14 protein-coding genes are annotated in these 15,643 nt (G+C 41.8%); 13 read left to right on the top strand and 1 reads right to left on the bottom strand.

The window, feature by feature from the left end; genetic code table 11:
• The first annotated feature begins 382 nt into the window (after positions 1 to 382).
• The 11 genes from GW828_RS17705 (at position 383) to dinB (ending at position 10,079) form a co-directional block, all read left to right on the top strand.
• The gene (locus tag GW828_RS17705) at positions 383 to 1,717 is read left to right on the top strand and encodes a Na(+)-translocating NADH-quinone reductase subunit A (RefSeq protein WP_182697845.1); all 1,335 of its coding nucleotides are present in this window, start codon (positions 383 to 385) and stop codon (positions 1,715 to 1,717) included.
• The gene (locus GW828_RS17700; RefSeq protein ID WP_124015672.1) at positions 1,717 to 2,916 is read left to right on the top strand and encodes an NADH:ubiquinone reductase (Na(+)-transporting) subunit B; all 1,200 of its coding nucleotides are present in this window, start codon (positions 1,717 to 1,719) and stop codon (positions 2,914 to 2,916) included. The genes GW828_RS17705 and GW828_RS17700 overlap by 1 nt, the downstream gene beginning before the upstream one ends.
• Positions 2,909 to 3,694 carry a Na(+)-translocating NADH-quinone reductase subunit C gene (locus GW828_RS17695; RefSeq protein WP_124015673.1) on the top strand — a complete coding sequence of 262 codons (786 nt, stop codon included), beginning with the start codon at positions 2,909 to 2,911 and terminating at the stop codon, positions 3,692 to 3,694. Before GW828_RS17700 ends, GW828_RS17695 begins: the two co-directional genes overlap by 8 nt.
• Entirely contained in the window at positions 3,694 to 4,326 is a 633-nt protein-coding gene (locus GW828_RS17690) for an NADH:ubiquinone reductase (Na(+)-transporting) subunit D (protein WP_011636426.1), read from the top strand. Before GW828_RS17695 ends, GW828_RS17690 begins: the two co-directional genes overlap by 1 nt.
• 5 nt (positions 4,327 to 4,331) lie before the next feature.
• A complete protein-coding gene (gene nqrE, locus GW828_RS17685) occupies positions 4,332 to 4,940 on the top strand; it encodes an NADH:ubiquinone reductase (Na(+)-transporting) subunit E (RefSeq protein ID WP_101085796.1) in 609 nt (202 codons plus the stop codon).
• Positions 4,941 to 4,986: 46 nt separating this feature from the next.
• Positions 4,987 to 6,234, top strand: a complete 1,248-nt coding sequence (nqrF, locus tag GW828_RS17680; protein WP_124015674.1) for an NADH:ubiquinone reductase (Na(+)-transporting) subunit F — start codon at positions 4,987 to 4,989, stop codon at positions 6,232 to 6,234.
• A gap of 122 nt (positions 6,235 to 6,356) precedes the next feature.
• Positions 6,357 to 7,370, top strand: coding sequence for an FAD:protein FMN transferase (locus GW828_RS17675; protein WP_273058586.1), 1,014 nt, complete (start codon positions 6,357 to 6,359; stop codon positions 7,368 to 7,370).
• Between the two features lie 85 nt (positions 7,371 to 7,455).
• Positions 7,456 to 7,680 carry a (Na+)-NQR maturation NqrM gene (gene nqrM / locus GW828_RS17670; protein WP_124015676.1) on the top strand — a complete coding sequence of 75 codons (225 nt, stop codon included), beginning with the start codon at positions 7,456 to 7,458 and terminating at the stop codon, positions 7,678 to 7,680.
• A 232-nt stretch (positions 7,681 to 7,912) separates the two neighbouring features.
• A complete protein-coding gene (gene bfr / locus GW828_RS17665) occupies positions 7,913 to 8,383 on the top strand; it encodes a bacterioferritin (protein ID WP_124015677.1) in 471 nt (156 codons plus the stop codon).
• 12 nt (positions 8,384 to 8,395) lie between these two features.
• Positions 8,396 to 8,863, top strand: a complete 468-nt coding sequence (gene bfr / locus GW828_RS17660) for a bacterioferritin (protein ID WP_273058589.1) — start codon at positions 8,396 to 8,398, stop codon at positions 8,861 to 8,863.
• Between the two features lie 136 nt (positions 8,864 to 8,999).
• Positions 9,000 to 10,079 (top strand): DNA polymerase IV, encoded by a 1,080-nt coding sequence (gene dinB, locus GW828_RS17655; protein WP_182722054.1) that lies wholly within the window; start codon positions 9,000 to 9,002, stop codon positions 10,077 to 10,079.
• A gap of 93 nt (positions 10,080 to 10,172) precedes the next feature.
• Here the strand turns inward: dinB and GW828_RS17650 are convergent, their stop codons facing one another.
• Positions 10,173 to 11,636: an aminoacyl-histidine dipeptidase gene (locus tag GW828_RS17650; protein WP_182722053.1), complete on the bottom strand. Its 1,464-nt coding sequence runs from the start codon at positions 11,634 to 11,636 to the stop codon at positions 10,173 to 10,175.
• A gap of 182 nt (positions 11,637 to 11,818) precedes the next feature.
• Between GW828_RS17650 and GW828_RS17645 the strand changes: the two genes are divergently transcribed.
• Positions 11,819 to 13,360 (top strand): M17 family metallopeptidase, encoded by a 1,542-nt coding sequence (locus GW828_RS17645; protein WP_273058592.1) that lies wholly within the window; start codon positions 11,819 to 11,821, stop codon positions 13,358 to 13,360.
• An 846-nt stretch (positions 13,361 to 14,206) separates the two neighbouring features.
• On the top strand, positions 14,207 to 15,496 hold the full coding sequence (locus tag GW828_RS17640; RefSeq protein ID WP_124017660.1) for an NCS2 family permease: 1,290 nt from the start codon (positions 14,207 to 14,209) through the stop codon (positions 15,494 to 15,496).
• Positions 15,497 to 15,643 lie beyond the last annotated feature (147 nt).

Here is a 15,643-nt window from a genome sequence, read left to right as displayed (position 1 = left end):
AATACTCCTCAAGTGATGACTCATTTGGGGAGTATTATTTATGTCACAATTGTTCTCGTGGTTGAACAGCTGAAATTTATTTCTTTAAAATTAATGCGATAGTTTTTTTATCAGATTTTCGTATACGGCATAACCTTGCAGGTTCTTATTCGTTCAGTCTGATCTAAAAATCATTTAACAAAGTAATGTATTGGTATGAAAACACCTATAATTTTCGTGGCGATAGTCTCATATTTGCGGTAAAATGCGCGCGACCAGCGTGATTACGATCGCATTTTCGAGTTAAATCTGCGCTAGCTCAAACGTGAGGCATTTGTTAATGCTTTGTTTTTGCAGCGGAACGTGGCGCATTGTCTTTCCTTCAAACGTAGTGCTTGTGGATATGATTACAATTAAGAAAGGATTGGAACTGCCTATAGCAGGCGGACCAGAGCAAGTTATCCATAATGGCCCAGCCATTAGACACGTAGCGACTTTGGGTGAAGAGTATATTGGCTTACGTCCAACGATGAAAATCAAAGTGGGCGATAAAGTACAAAAAGGCCAAGTTCTTTTTGAAGATAAAAAGAACTTAGGCGTTAAATATACGGCTTTAGCCAGTGGTACTATTTTAGAAATCAACCGAGGTGCAAGACGTGTACTTCAGTCAGTTGTTATTGCTGTGGAAGGTGACGATAGCGTTACTTTTGCTCAATACGATGCTGATAAGTTAGACACGTTAGACGTACAAGTTGTTCGTGATAATCTGATTGACTCAGGTTTGTGGACTGCTTTACGTACACGCCCTTTCAGTAAAGTGCCGGCTGTAGATGCTACTGCTGCAGGTATTTTTGTTACTGCAATTGATACCCAACCTCTTGCTGCCGATCCTGTGGTAGTCATAGCTCAACATAAAGAAGATTTTGCTAACGGCCTTAAGGTTCTAGCACGATTGACTGAAGGTAAAGTTTACCTATGTAAAGCACAAGGTGCCGATATCCCAGCAGCCAATGCGCAAGTCCAAGAGTTTGCGGGTAAACATCCAGCAGGCCTTGTGGGTACGCATATTCACAACGTTCTTCCAGCTTCTGCAACACGTACTGTGTGGCATATTGGCTATCAGGATGTGATTGCTTTTGGTCAACTGTTCACTCAAGGTGTATTAAACACTGAACGTGTGGTTGCTATTGGTGGTCCTAAAGCGAAAAAACCTCGTCTAGTTCGTACCGTTTTGGGTGCAAGCATGACTGAACTGACTGCTGATGAAACAGTTGGTGATGGTGTTCGTGTGATTTCGGGCTCAGTGTTAAGCGGTCGCACAGCGGTTGGACCTCAAGCTTATCTGGGGCGTTATCATCAGCAGGTGAGCGTACTGGAAGAAGGGACAGAAAAAGAATTGTTCGGTTGGGCTATGCCTGGCGCAGATAAATTCTCTATCACTCGTGCATTCTTAGGCCACTTAAGCCCATCGCGTCTATTTAATATGACCACTAGCACCTGCGGTTCAGACCGTGCAATGGTACCTATTGGTAACTATGAACGCGTGATGCCTCTAGACATTCTACCTACTATGCTACTTCGTGATTTACTCTCTGGCGATTTTGACGGCGCAGCCCGTTTAGGCGCATTAGAGTTAGATGAAGAAGATTTGGCATTGTGTACGTTCGTATGTCCAGGTAAGTATGACTACGGTTCATATTTGCGTGATTGTTTAGATACGATCGAGAGGGAAGGCTAATGAGTTTGAAAGATTTTATCGAACGTATTGAGCCGCAATTTGAAAAAGGCGGCAAGTACGAAAAGTGGTATGCCCTTTATGAAGCGGCTGCCACAGTATTTTATACTCCGGGTAAAGTGAACAAAGGGGCAACCCACGTTCGCGATAATGTTGACCTAAAACGTATCATGATTACGGTTTGGGCATGTACATTCCCAGCAATGTTTTTTGGTATGTATAACGTAGGCTTACAAGCTCAAGTCGCGATGGCAGCAGGTTTCGGCACGCCAGATGTTTGGCAAGTTGGCTTATTTGAGTTATTTGGCGCTCAACTTACTGCAGACTCTGGCATTACGTCCTTGATGTTCTACGGTGCGTGCTTCTTCCTACCTATCTACGCCGTGACTTTCATCGTCGGTGGTTTTTGGGAAGTGCTATTTGCATCAGTGCGTGGTCATGAAGTTAACGAAGGTTTCTTTGTTACCTCGGTACTATTTGCTCTGACTTTACCGGCTACTATTCCATTGTGGATGGTTGCACTAGGTATTACCTTCGGTGTGGTTGTAGCGAAAGAAATCTTTGGCGGTACAGGGCGTAACTTCTTAAACCCTGCATTGGCTGGTCGAGCTTTCTTGTACTTTGCCTACCCATTAAGCATGTCTGGTGATACTACTTGGGTTGTTGCTGATGGTTATTCAGGTGCAACAGCATTAAGCCAAGCAGCACAAGGTACGTTTGACTATGCCTCAACGGCTAACTGGATTGACTCTTTCATGGGCTTCATTCCTGGTTCAGTCGGTGAAGTCTCTACCTTTGCTATTTTGCTCGGTGGTCTGGTTATCATTTATGCCCGCATTGCCTCTTGGCGAATTGTCAGTGGTGTTTTCTTAGGTATGGTTGCTATTGCGACTTTACTTAACATGATTGGCAGTGACACCAACCCAATGTTTGCAATGCCTTGGTATTGGCACTTAGTGTTAGGTGGATTTGCATTTGGTATGATGTTTATGGCGACAGACCCTGTTTCTGCGTCGTTTACTAATACCGCTAAGTGGGCATACGGTTTCCTTATTGGTGCAATGGTAGTGTTTATCCGTGTGGTTAACCCTGCATTCCCTGAAGGTATTATGTTAGCTATTTTGTTTGCTAACCTATTTGCTCCATTATTTGACCACTTTGTCGTACAGTCAAATATCAAGCGGAGGATTGCTCGTGGCTAGTAATAAAGATTCGTTCGGAAGAACGCTATTTGTTGTTGTCGGCTTATGTCTTATCTGTTCAGTACTGGTTTCGACCGCTGCCGTGGTGTTAAAGCCTATTCAGCAAGAAAATAAGTTACTCGATAAGCAAAAGTATATTCTTGAAGCGGCGAGCCTGATAAATACCAAAGAAGGTAAAGTCACCAAGAAAGAAATCCTAAGCAAGTACGAACAATATGTTGAAGCTCGCTTAGTTGATCTTAAAACCGGTGAGTTTGTTGAAGGTAATGCTAACCTTTACGATCAACGTAAAGCGTCTCGTGATACTGACACTTCGTCTGTGCCAGAAAACGATATTGCCTCGATTAAACGTGTTGCAGATACCGCAGTGGTTTACCTTGTTCATAATGATGAAGGTAAACTGACTAGCGTCATTCTTCCTATTCACGGTTATGGTTTGTGGTCAACCATGTATGCACTTTTGGCACTTGAAGCTGACTTAAATACAGTTCAAGGACTTGTTTACTATGACCAAGGCGAAACGCCTGGTTTAGGTGGCGAAGTTGAAAATCCAAAATGGAAAGCATTGTGGAAAGGTAAGCAGTTATTTGATGCGCAAGGCAATCTGGCGATTAGTGTAACTAAAAACCCTGTAGTGGCGAGTTCTGTTCATGGTGTTGATGCACTTTCCGGTGCAACACTTACCAGTAACGGTGTACAACACTCATTGCAGTTTTGGTTAGGTAAAGAAGGTTTTGCAAACTTTATCGCTAAAGCACACAACGGAGGGTTAAGCTAATGGCTGACGCTAAAGAACTTAAACAGGTTCTAACCGGACCTATTATCAATAACAACCCAATTGCATTGCAAATTTTGGGTGTGTGTAGCGCACTTGCTGTGACCAGTAAGTTAGAAACAGCATTGGTAATGACGATTGCATTAACTGCGGTAACAGCGTTTTCTAACCTGTTTATCTCACTTATCCGTAATCATATTCCAAGCAGTGTGCGTATTATTGTACAGATGACCATTATTGCTTCGTTAGTGATTGTGGTTGACCAAGTATTACAAGCTTATGCCTACGCTATCTCTAAGCAGTTATCGGTGTTCGTTGGCTTAATTATTACTAACTGTATCGTAATGGGTCGTGCTGAAGCTTACGCAATGAAAACCCCGCCTATGATGAGCTTTATGGATGGTATCGGTAACGGTTTAGGTTACGGTGCAATTCTATTGTCTGTCGGCGTAGTGCGTGAACTATTTGGTAATGGTTCATTATTCGGCGTAGAAATCCTCAGTAAAATCTCTGACGGTGGTTGGTATCAACCTAACGGTTTATTACTGCTACCACCGAGTGCATTCTTCTTGATCGGTGGTCTGATCTGGTTGATCCGTACGTATAAGCCAGAGCAAGTTGAAGCAAAAGGGTAAACGCAATGGAACATTATATTAGTTTATTAATTCGCTCCGTTTTCATTGAAAACATGGCGCTAGCGTTCTTCTTAGGTATGTGTACTTTCTTAGCAGTATCAAAGAAAATCACTACTGCGATGGGCCTAGGTGTTGCAGTTATCGTGGTACTGGCTATTTCGGTTCCTGCTAACCAAATTATTTATCAAGGTCTGTTAGCTCCAGGTGCTCTAGCTTGGGCTGGTTTCCCTGATGCTGATTTGAGCTTCTTGAAGTTCATCACCTTTATCGGTGTGATTGCAGCACTTGTGCAAATTTTGGAAATGGCTTTAGACAAGTATTTTCCACCTTTGTACAACGCGTTGGGTATTTTCTTACCTTTGATTACCGTGAACTGTGCAATTTTCGGTGCAGTATCTTTCATGGTAGAGCGTGATTATAACCTTGGCGAGAGCGTAGTATTCGGTATTGGCTCTGGTATTGGTTGGGCGTTAGCAATCGTATTGCTAGCCGGTATCCGTGAAAAGATGAAATATTCTGACGTGCCAAATGGCTTACGAGGCTTAGGGATTACCTTCGTTTCTGCAGGTCTTATGGCTCTAGGTTTCATGTCATTCTCAGGTGTTTCTCTGTAAGAGTCACTGAGACGACGCATTAATTTGAACCTTTAAGGATAAGTGAATGGGTATTCTTGAATCTACTCCACTAGAAGTCTATCTAGGTGTGAGTATGTTTACTGTGATTGTCTTGGTTTTGGTGTTAGTGATTTTATTCGCTAAATCAAAACTAGTGGCAAGCGGTGATATCATTATTGGTATTAACGGCGACGCAGATAAAGCAATTAAAACAGGTGCTGGCGGCAAGTTACTTGGCGTTTTAGCAGACAACGGCATCTTCGTATCAAGTGCTTGTGGTGGCGGTGGCTCATGTGGTCAGTGTCGTGTGAATATTAAGTCTGGTGGTGGTGATATTCTGCCAACCGAACTTGATCACATTAGCAAGGGCGAAGCTCGTCAAGGTTGTCGTTTATCTTGTCAGGTAAACGTTAAATCTGATATGGAAATTGAACTTGATGAAGAAATCTTCGGCATCAAGAAATGGGAATGTGCTGTTATCTCTAACGATAACAAAGCGACGTTCATTAAAGAACTTAAGCTGCAAATTCCTGATGGCGAGTCTGTGCCTTTCCGCGCCGGTGGTTACATTCAGATTGAAGCGCCTGCTCATCATATTAAGTATGCTGAGTTTGAAGTGCCTGATAAGTATCGTGGTGACTGGGAACACTTTGGTTTCTTCAAGTTAGAGTCTAAAGTAGACGAAGAAACTATTCGTGCTTACTCTATGGCTAACTATCCAGAAGAGTTTGGGATTATTATGTTGAACGTGCGTATTGCTACGCCACCGCCACGTAATTTAACCTTGCCTTGCGGTAAAATGTCTTCATATATTTGGAGCTTAAAAGCCGGTGATAAAGTGACTATTTCTGGTCCATTTGGTGAGTTCTTCGCTAAAGATACCGATGCAGAAATGGTATTTATTGGTGGCGGTGCAGGTATGGCCCCGATGCGCTCACATATTTTTGACCAATTAAAGCGTCTTAAATCTAAGCGTAAGATCAGTTTCTGGTACGGTGCGCGTTCTCAACGTGAAATGTTCTATGTAGAAGACTTTGATGGCTTAGCGGCTGAAAATGAGAACTTCAAATGGCATGTCGCGTTATCAGATCCGCAAGCAGAAGATAACTGGACTGGTTATACTGGATTTATCCATAACGTATTGTATGAAAACTATTTACGTGACCATGATGCGCCAGAAGATTGTGAGTTCTACATGTGTGGACCTCCAATGATGAACGCAGCTGTTATTGGTATGCTAAAAGATTTAGGTGTCGAAGACGAAAATATCTTATTAGATGATTTCGGTGGTTAATGAGTTAACCCATAACATCGACATGTAAGTCATGAGATTGCAGCAGTGCAGACAGGGTGGTTAAACACAGGTCTCGCATGCTGCAATTTTTTTTGTTGATTTAATACAAGTGTAAATTTGAGATGACTGTAAATTCAATCAAGTTACTGCTATTGCCAGCTGTTTTATTATTTGTGAGTGCATGTAGCTCTCCAGAGCCTATTATTTCATTATCTGGCAGTACAATGGGTACCACTTATCATATTAAAGTGGTCAGTAATAAAAGCTTACCCGAACCACAGCTACTGCAAGCTGAAATTGACATGGCATTGGAGGTGGTTAACGATCAAATGTCGACTTACCGTCCTGACTCAGAACTGTCTAAGTTTAATCAATTGCAGGTGCAGCAGAGCGTTAGCGTCTCGGCCGATACAATTAAGGTGATTAAAGAGGGCATGCGTCTTTATAATGAGACTGATGGTGCATTAGATATCACTTTAGGCCCAGTGGTTAATTTATGGGGATTTGGTCCCGATAAGCGCCCTATATCAGAACCTACTCAAGCTCAAATTGATGCTGCAAAAGCTAAAATGGGCATACATGAGCTGTCTGTAAACGGTTTGACATTAACCAAGCATAATGCAGATTTGTATGTCGATTTATCTTCAATTGCCAAAGGTTTTGGCGTCGACAAGGTTGCCGCTTTATTAGATAAATATCATGTATCTGGTTATTTAGTTGAAATTGGTGGCGAACTGAATGTCAAAGGAACTAAGAGTGATAATATCCCTTGGCGAGTAGCTGTAGAGCAACCAACCAGCGAAGGTCAAGCGGTTCAGCAAATCATTGAACCTGGCACTATGTCATTGGCAACTTCGGGTGATTATCGTAACTTTTATCAAGAAAATGGTGAGCGCTTCTCACATTTAATTGATCCTCGTACCGGCTATCCAATAAAGCATCAATTAGCTTCAGCAACCGTGTTACACTCTAGTTGTATGACCGCAGATGGATATGCAACGGCCATGATGGTGTTAGGTACAGAGGCTTCATTGGCGTTAGCTAAAAAGAACAATTTAGCGGTAATGTTGATAGAGAAGCAAGAGCAGGGATATCAGGTCTATTACAGTGATGCGTTTAAATCGTATCTTAAGTAGCTTGCTTATTTTTAAACTGGTTGATTGAGCTACTAATTTATTGAACCAGTTTACCCTAATCTGAATGAGTCAATAGGAGTTTGTGATGAGTACATTTATTGCAGCGTTTGTGGTTTTATTATTATTTTTTTTGCTAATGTCCATTGGCTATATCGTAAAGAAAAAAGCGGTAGAAGGCAGTTGCGGTGGTTTAGGTGTTTTAGGTATAGAGAAAGCCTGTGACTGTGATGATCCATGTGATAAACGCAAACGCCGTATGGAAAAAGAGCAAGCTCGAAATAAGTTGCTTAACCAAAATCGTATTATTTAACCTCGTTAATTATTTTAAGCTTAGGTTGTTTCACTAATGCTTTGTAAAGAGCCTTCATTTTGAAGGCTTTTTTTATGCTTGAGTATTGCTGGCCAGTTACAAAGCTTAGTTATAATGATAATGGTTATCAATTGTAAGTGTGTGAAAATAAAGGATAATTTGCATTTTACCCTATAGTGTTTTATTCTGTTTGTAATTGATCAAGATCACATTACTTCTCGAGGACACTACTATGAAAGGTCATCCTAAAGTCATCAGCCAACTCAATCGTGTACTTACTTGTGAGCTGACCGCTATTAACCAATACTTTTTACATGCTCGTATGTTTAAGCATTGGGGATTGGAAAAGCTTAATGAGAAAGAATATAAAAAATCGATTGAAGACATGAAGCATGCTGACAAGCTGATTGAACGTGTATTGTTTCTTGAAGGTTTACCTAACCTACAACAGTTAGATAAATTGCGTATTGGTGAACATGCTGAAGAAATGCTTAGCTGCGATCTCACTGCGATAACGGAACAAATTGCCATTTTGCGTGAAGCCATTAAGGTATGCGAAACTCAGCAAGATTATGTTAGTCGCGATTTAATGGAAGATTTACTCGAAGATGAAGAAGAGCATTTAGATTGGATTGAATCACAACAAGAGCTCATCACTCAAACGGGTATTCAAAATTACCTTCAATCACAAATTAACGATTAATAGGACATTATTATGAAAGGTCATCCAGAAGTCATCGATGCGCTCAATAGTTTATTGACCGGCGAATTATCTGCTATGGATCAATATTTTGTCCATGCTCACATGTATGAGGATTGGGGATTTAACGAACTTTATACCCGTATTCTACATGAATCAGACGATGAAAAATTACATGCAGCTAAGTTGATCCAACGTATTTTATTTTTAGAAGGCACTCCAGATGTTGCCAGTCGTGAAGCGCTCAACCTAGGTAAAGATGTGCAACAAATGCTACAAAATGATCTTGCATATGAATACCATGTGGCTGATCATTTACGTAAGGTTATCGGCTTATGTGAGCAAAAGGCTGATTACCAAACCCGTGAAATTTTAGAGGTGTTATTAGATGACACTGAATCTGATCATATGTATTGGTTAGAAAAGCAATTAGGTCTTATTGAACGTATTGGTTTACAGAACTATTTACAGACTAAAATGTAACGACTTAGTCGACACGTTACATGTTAGTAAAGCCCAACTCAGTTTGGGCTTTTTTGTGTCCGTGAGACAATGATTGAATACTGTTTTTATATACAGTATCATTGTTTTTAATTGAGTAAATGATGATGGTTATAGAATGCGTAAAATCATTCACATCGATATGGATTGTTATTTTGCTGCGGTAGAAATGCGAGATTTTCCTGAATTAAGAGGAAAGCCCATTGCTGTTGGCGGCAGAAGTGATCGCCGCGGTGTGATAAGTACCTGCAGTTATGAGGCCCGCAAATTTGGCGTGCGAAGTGCTATGTCCAGTTATCATGCACTGCAGCTGTGTCCGCAGTTAATTTTAGTGCCAGGGCGCATGGATGTATATAAATCGGTGTCTGTGCAAATACGTGAGATCTTTCATCGATACACAGATCTTGTCGAACCCTTGTCTCTAGACGAAGCTTATCTTGATGTGACTGATTGCGATGCTCACCAAGGCAGTGCCACGTTAATTGCCAAGGCTATTCGAAATGATATATTTGAGACCACAGGTTTAACCGCCTCAGCGGGTATTGCACCGATTAAGTTTTTAGCTAAAATCGCTTCCGATTTAAATAAACCCAACGGTCAATATGTCATCACTCCTAATCAAATTAGTGATTTTGTAAAAGATCTTCCTCTGAGTAAAATTCCTGGCGTCGGTAAAGTCACTTCAAAAAAGTTAGCTGATATTGGCTTAACCACCTGCTATGACGTGCAACAGTATCCAAAAGCGCAATTAATTGAGGTATTTGGCAAGTTTGGTCATGTACTAGCTGAGCGATCACAAGGGATAGATCCAAGACAAATTAGTCCGCATCGGGTACGAAAGTCTGTTGGGGTTGAAACTACGTTAGCCAAAGACATTTTTACCTTAGAGCAATGTCGTCAAGTATTACCACAGCTTATCCAAGAACTGAGTGCTCGGGTTCATCGCAGTGCTAAAGATAGACAGATCCACAAGCAAGTTGTGAAGCTGAAATTTAATGATTTTAAACAGACCACCATCGAACATCGCAGTGATGAAATGTCGATTAATTTGTTTCATGATTTACTGCAACAGGCTTTGCTGCGCAGCCAAGGGCGAGGTATTCGCTTATTGGGGGTTAGTGTTGGTTTAGCTGATACAACATTGGCTGTTACAGATAATCCAGTGGCACATATTACTCAGCTTGATTTGCAGTTTTAAAGGTTAGAGTCGCAATGAAAAACGCTCAAGTCTAAAACCAAAAAACGACATTTCTGTCGTTTTTTGGTTTTACGCATAAATCATCGCTACTGATTACGCTTCTTTAGCTGGAATACGCTCTAATACGGCAAGTAGCAATTCCCAGTACTGACCAACAGTGGTGATGTTGACCATTTCATCAGGGCTATGTGGATAACGAATAGTCGGCCCAATAGAGACCATGTCCATTAGTGGATAAGGCTCTTTAAATAAACCACATTCTAGACCAGCATGGATAACCATCACGGTAGGATCTTTTTTATAAATATCGTTATAGGTGTCTCGCACAATTGCCATTACAGGTGAGCTAGTATCTGGTTTCCAACCCGGGTAAGCACCGCTTAAATCTATGCTAGCACCCGATAGGTTTGATAGTGCGGTTAGCATACCGGTGACTTCTTCACGACCTGAATCAATCAATGATCGAATAAGGCACAATATTTCTACGCTTTCATCTTCAGTGCTGATCACGCCTATATTTAGTGATGTTTCAGTGACGCCTTCCACTTCATCACTCATGCGCATTACACCGTTAGGGCAAGCATGTAATAAGTCGATTAAGGTATTTTGCGCTTCTTCGCCCATGACTTTGGTGGGTGCATCAATTGCTGCTAAGCTCAGTAGCATGCCTGGGTCTGCAACGGCTAATTCTTCACGAACTAGGGCTTGGAACGATTCAATGGCTTGCTTTAGTGCGTCAATATTTTCTGCTGGTAGCATAAATTGCACGTTAGCTTCACGCGGAATGGCATTACGCAGCGAGCCACCACTAAAGCTAACTAGCTCTAGGGCTAATTCGTCACTGTATTTAAACAAAAAGCGCGCTAATAACTTATTGGCATTACCACGTCCAAGGTGAATGTTAACCCCAGAGTGACCGCCTTTTAATCCTGACATGGTCAGTGAAAAGCTGGCGTTGCTTTGTTCTGGTGCTTGCCAAGACATTGGTACACTTATCTGTGCATCAACACCGCCGGCGCAACCCATGTAGATTTCACCTTCTTGCTCAGAGTCTGTATTGATTAAGATTTCTGCATCAAGGTAACCGGCTTCTAAACCAAAAGCGCCCGTCATGCCAGCTTCTTCATCAATGGTGAGCAGTACTTCGAGTGGCCCGTGCTTAATGTCTTTACTGCCTAAAACAGCCAGCGCCGAAGACATACCAATACCGTTATCAGAACCTAAGGTTGTTCCTCTAGCTTTAACCCAATCACCGTCTACATAAGCTTCAATCGGATCGGTTTCAAAGTTATGTACTTTGTCGGCATTTTTTTGCGGCACCATATCAATGTGCGCTTGTAACACCACTATTTTACAGTTTTCCATTCCTGCTGTGGCAGGTTTACGGATGATCAAGTTACCGACTTTGTCTTCAACAACCGCAAGGCCTTGAGCTTTTGCCCATTGCTGAATATGTTGTGATAACGCATGTTCATGCTTTGATGGATGTGGAATAGCGCAAATTTGTTCAAACCATTGCCATAGAGGCTGAGGATATAATTGAGTTAATGCAGTCACGAAACGCCCTCTAAGATGAAATCAAGTCGATATACGACACAAAATATAACTGCAATTATTTTAACATATTCTGCGCAGTTACTTGATATTGCGATACCTATTTGCCAAGGTTTAGTCCACAAATATGTAAATAATTATGAACCCACTAATTTATCTGTATTCCTAAAGAGTAAGGATCTTGTATGACCCAAGTGAATAAAGCGGTTACCGCGTTCCAAGTGCCAATTATTGATGTCACAAGTGATGGGGCTATTTTTGAAGGCGAAGGTTGGGACGCTGTTGTCGTGATAGCGACGAGTTTAGCTGAGATTAAACAAGATGAAGTGAGTTTGCTTGCTGCACACGCCCGCCAAATTGATATGCGTGTCGGTAAAAGTGCCACGCTCCTTTTTGCACCAGGGTTGGCCGGTGGTCGATTGATCATCTCTCCAGTGGCTGATAGCGGCAATGAGTATAGCGATGTGAGGATTTTTGCCAAAGCTGCTCGAGAGGGGATTGCCATTGCTAAAGCCGCAGGTGCCACTAAACCTTTATTAGTTGTACCAAGCGTAACTGACAAGCGTTTTGCTAATGCTGAACAAGTTGCCGCACTAGCTTGTGGACAAGAGCTTTGGCAACCGTTAGAAGCACGAGAAGCAAAGTCTTTGCCACCGAGTTTAACCGCGATTGGACTATTGAATACCGCCACCCATAGTTTATTACTTAATGCGGCAGAGTCTGGACGAGTATTGGCGCGCGATCTTTGTGGTACAGAACCTGAGCGTATGTCGGCTATTGGGTTTGCACAATATTGTGTTGATGCTTTTGCTGATAGCGGTTTGGCTGTATCTGTGACTGATCGAGCCGAGCAGTTAAAAGCGCAATATCCATTATTAAGCGCTGTTGGCAGAAGCTCTTTTGATGTGGCTCGTCATCATCCACGAGTGGTAAAGCTTGAATATGTTGGTGAAGGCACTATTACCAAAACCTTATTCTTTGCGGGTAAAGGTGTGGTTTACGACACTGGTGGCGCTGATATTAAAGTTGCCGGGTCAATGGCTGGCATGAGCCGTGATAAAGGTGGCGCAGCTGCGGTTGCCGGTTTAATGAAGGCGCTATCGATACTTAAACCTAAAGGGATCAAAGTGGTCGCCGAGCTTGGGTTAGTGAGAAACAGTATTGGCAGTGATGCATTTGTTACCGATGAAATTATTGCCAGTCACGCAGGTGTGCGAGTCCGTATAGGTAATACCGATGCTGAAGGGCGTTTAGTGCTAGCCGATTTGTTATCCCATTTACGTTTACAGGCTCAAACTGCGGTGAATCCACAATTGTTTTCGGTGGCGACGTTAACCGGTCATGTTGTACGAGCCTACGGTGGTTACCCTGCATTAGTTGGAAATAGCGCGGCTAAAAAGCAAGGTGTTGCAGCAACATTAGCTGAAGTGGGGCAATTATGGGGGGAACCATTTGAGGTTTCACAATTACGTCCAGAAGACTTTGATAAAGTTGCCGATAAAAATGGCGCTGCAGATGTGGTGTCATCGAATAATGCTCCGTCTTCAATTACGGCTCGTGGGCATCAATATCCTGCCGCTTTCTTGATAAAAGCATCTGGATTAGCCGAAACAGAACTGGCATTTACCCATATCGATATTGCAGGCAGTGCTGTTGAGGGCGATCCTCTCTACGGAAAGCCAACTGCAAGCCCTTTGGTTGCTTTATTACAGTTTTCATTTTTGTAGGTGGTGCATTATTAAGTTGTTGTAAGTATTGGTTTCATTTTAACGATCACATGCCGATAACAATGGGTTAACATGGTTTTAATCAGAAATTATTGTAATTAAATCACTTTTAATGAAGTTTTTGTGAATTAAAGCAAATAATACTTGTAATTAAATTACAGTTTTGTATAATTCATTTCGTCGGCAAGGATTATCATTGCCGGCTCTAGTTAATCCAGGATGGATATAGCCTCCAAGGATCTGAGTGACAAGTTGTCTCAATGGATTTGAGAAATGTACGTTCCAGGGAACCGAGCCAAGCTTTACTAGGTTTATGCAACTTAACTTTATTCAGGAGAAGACCATGTCTTATACAGGTAGCAGCAAATTTTATTGGCAAAACACTTGGTTTGCTGATGTGACAGTTTTACGTGGCGGTATATTCGCCATGAAACGTTAAGAATTGACCCTCTTTACGTCGTTTTAATATCCATCAACCTTTTGTTCGTCTCGTTTGACGGTTTAGACAAGGTGATAAACTAATAGTTTATTACCACATCACATTCAGTGGTGCTAGCTTTCCTTTCCCCATACGGAATGCTTGTAACATGTCTGCCTACTCTTTTGAGTAGGCTTTTTTTTACCTGAAATTTAGCCAATTGGTTAGTGCGTTATATAAAAAACTGAAATCTTTCAATAAAAAGGCAATAGATAGCTATCAAGGTCGTAAGTACTTATAATTTCCAGCTAATTAACACCTATCCTGCGTAAAGATGTCGGCTTAGCATGGTAAGCATGCCTTATCCTCATCTGTAACGATTAAAACGATAAACTCAACGTTAACCTTTGCCCAAGGACCTTCGCTCCATGTTAGAAAAATTATTTAAACTTAAACAACACAACACGAGTCTTAAACAAGAAGCGATAGCCGGTCTTACTACTTTCTTAACCATGGCCTACATTATTTTCGTCAACCCTATGATGCTTGCTGATGCAGGAATGGATCATGGTGCGGTATTTGTTGCCACATGTTTAGCCGCTGCCATAGGGTGTTTAGTTATGGGCTTATTGGCTAATTACCCTATCGCATTAGCGCCTGGTATGGGACTTAATGCTTTTTTCACTTACACTGTAGTAGGTGAAATGGGTTATAGCTGGGAAACGGCCCTTGGTGCGGTGTTCATGTCTGGGGTGTGCTTCTTAATTTTATCTCTAGTTAGGATCCGCGAGTGGATTGTTAACTGTATTCCTATGTCATTGCGATTTGGTATCGCGGCAGGTATTGGTTTATTTTTAGCATTGATTGGCTTAAAAAATGCCGGCATTGTTGTGGCAAGTCCTGCAACATTAGTGACTATGGGTGACATTACCTCATTTCCAGCCTTGATGGCGGCGTTAGGTTTCTTCTTAATTATTGCTATGGTGCATCGTGGCCTGAAAGCGGCAGTTATTTTTAGTATTTTGATCGTGACGGCTCTCGGCATGATTTTTGGTGACGTACAGTATCAAGGCTTAGTTGCTATGCCACCGTCTATTGCTCCTACATTCATGAAAATGGACTTGTCTAGTGTATTAGAAATTAGCATGTTATCTGTCGTCTTTGCTTTTTTGTTTGTTGATTTATTCGATACATCCGGCACCTTAGTTGCTGTTGCACAACGTGGTGGATTACTGGATGAAAAAGGCCGCTTGCCGCGAGTTAAACGTGCATTAACAGCAGACAGTGTTGCCACCATTACCGGTGCGGCATTGGGTACATCAACGACGACTAGCTATATTGAAAGTATTGCAGGGGTAAGTGCTGGCGGCCGCACAGGTTTAACCGCTGTGGTGGTTGGATTGTTGTTTGTTGCGGCGTTATTTTTATCGCCGTTAGCTGCTATGGTGCCAGCTTATGCAACAACTGGTACCTTGTTTTACGTGGCTATTTTAATGATGTCAGGTTTGGTGAATGTTGATTGGGAAGATATAACGGAAGCCGCTCCAGTGGTGGTGACATGTTTATTAATGCCGTTAACTTTCTCTATTGCCAATGCTATTGGCCTTGGGTTTATTTCTTACGCTGCAATCAAATTGATGACAGGACGTTTTAAAGATTTAAATTCAGGTATTTTAGTTGTAGCAGCATTGTTTGTGGCGAAATTTATTTATAGTTAATCCGTTGCCCATCAATAGGGTAAATGGTTATAAATTGGCTAAGGCCAAAACAAAAAAAGGGCTATTAGCCCTTTTTTTGTTTTTCTAATAAGGCGCCAATAGCCAAGCTATTTAAGCTTAATGAAACTGAGTTAGCAGGATTAGAGA

Source organism: Shewanella vesiculosa (assembly GCF_009994065.1).
Taxonomy (GTDB): Bacteria; Pseudomonadota; Gammaproteobacteria; order Enterobacterales; family Shewanellaceae; genus Shewanella; species Shewanella vesiculosa.
This window is presented reverse-complemented; position numbering and strand designations above follow the sequence as displayed.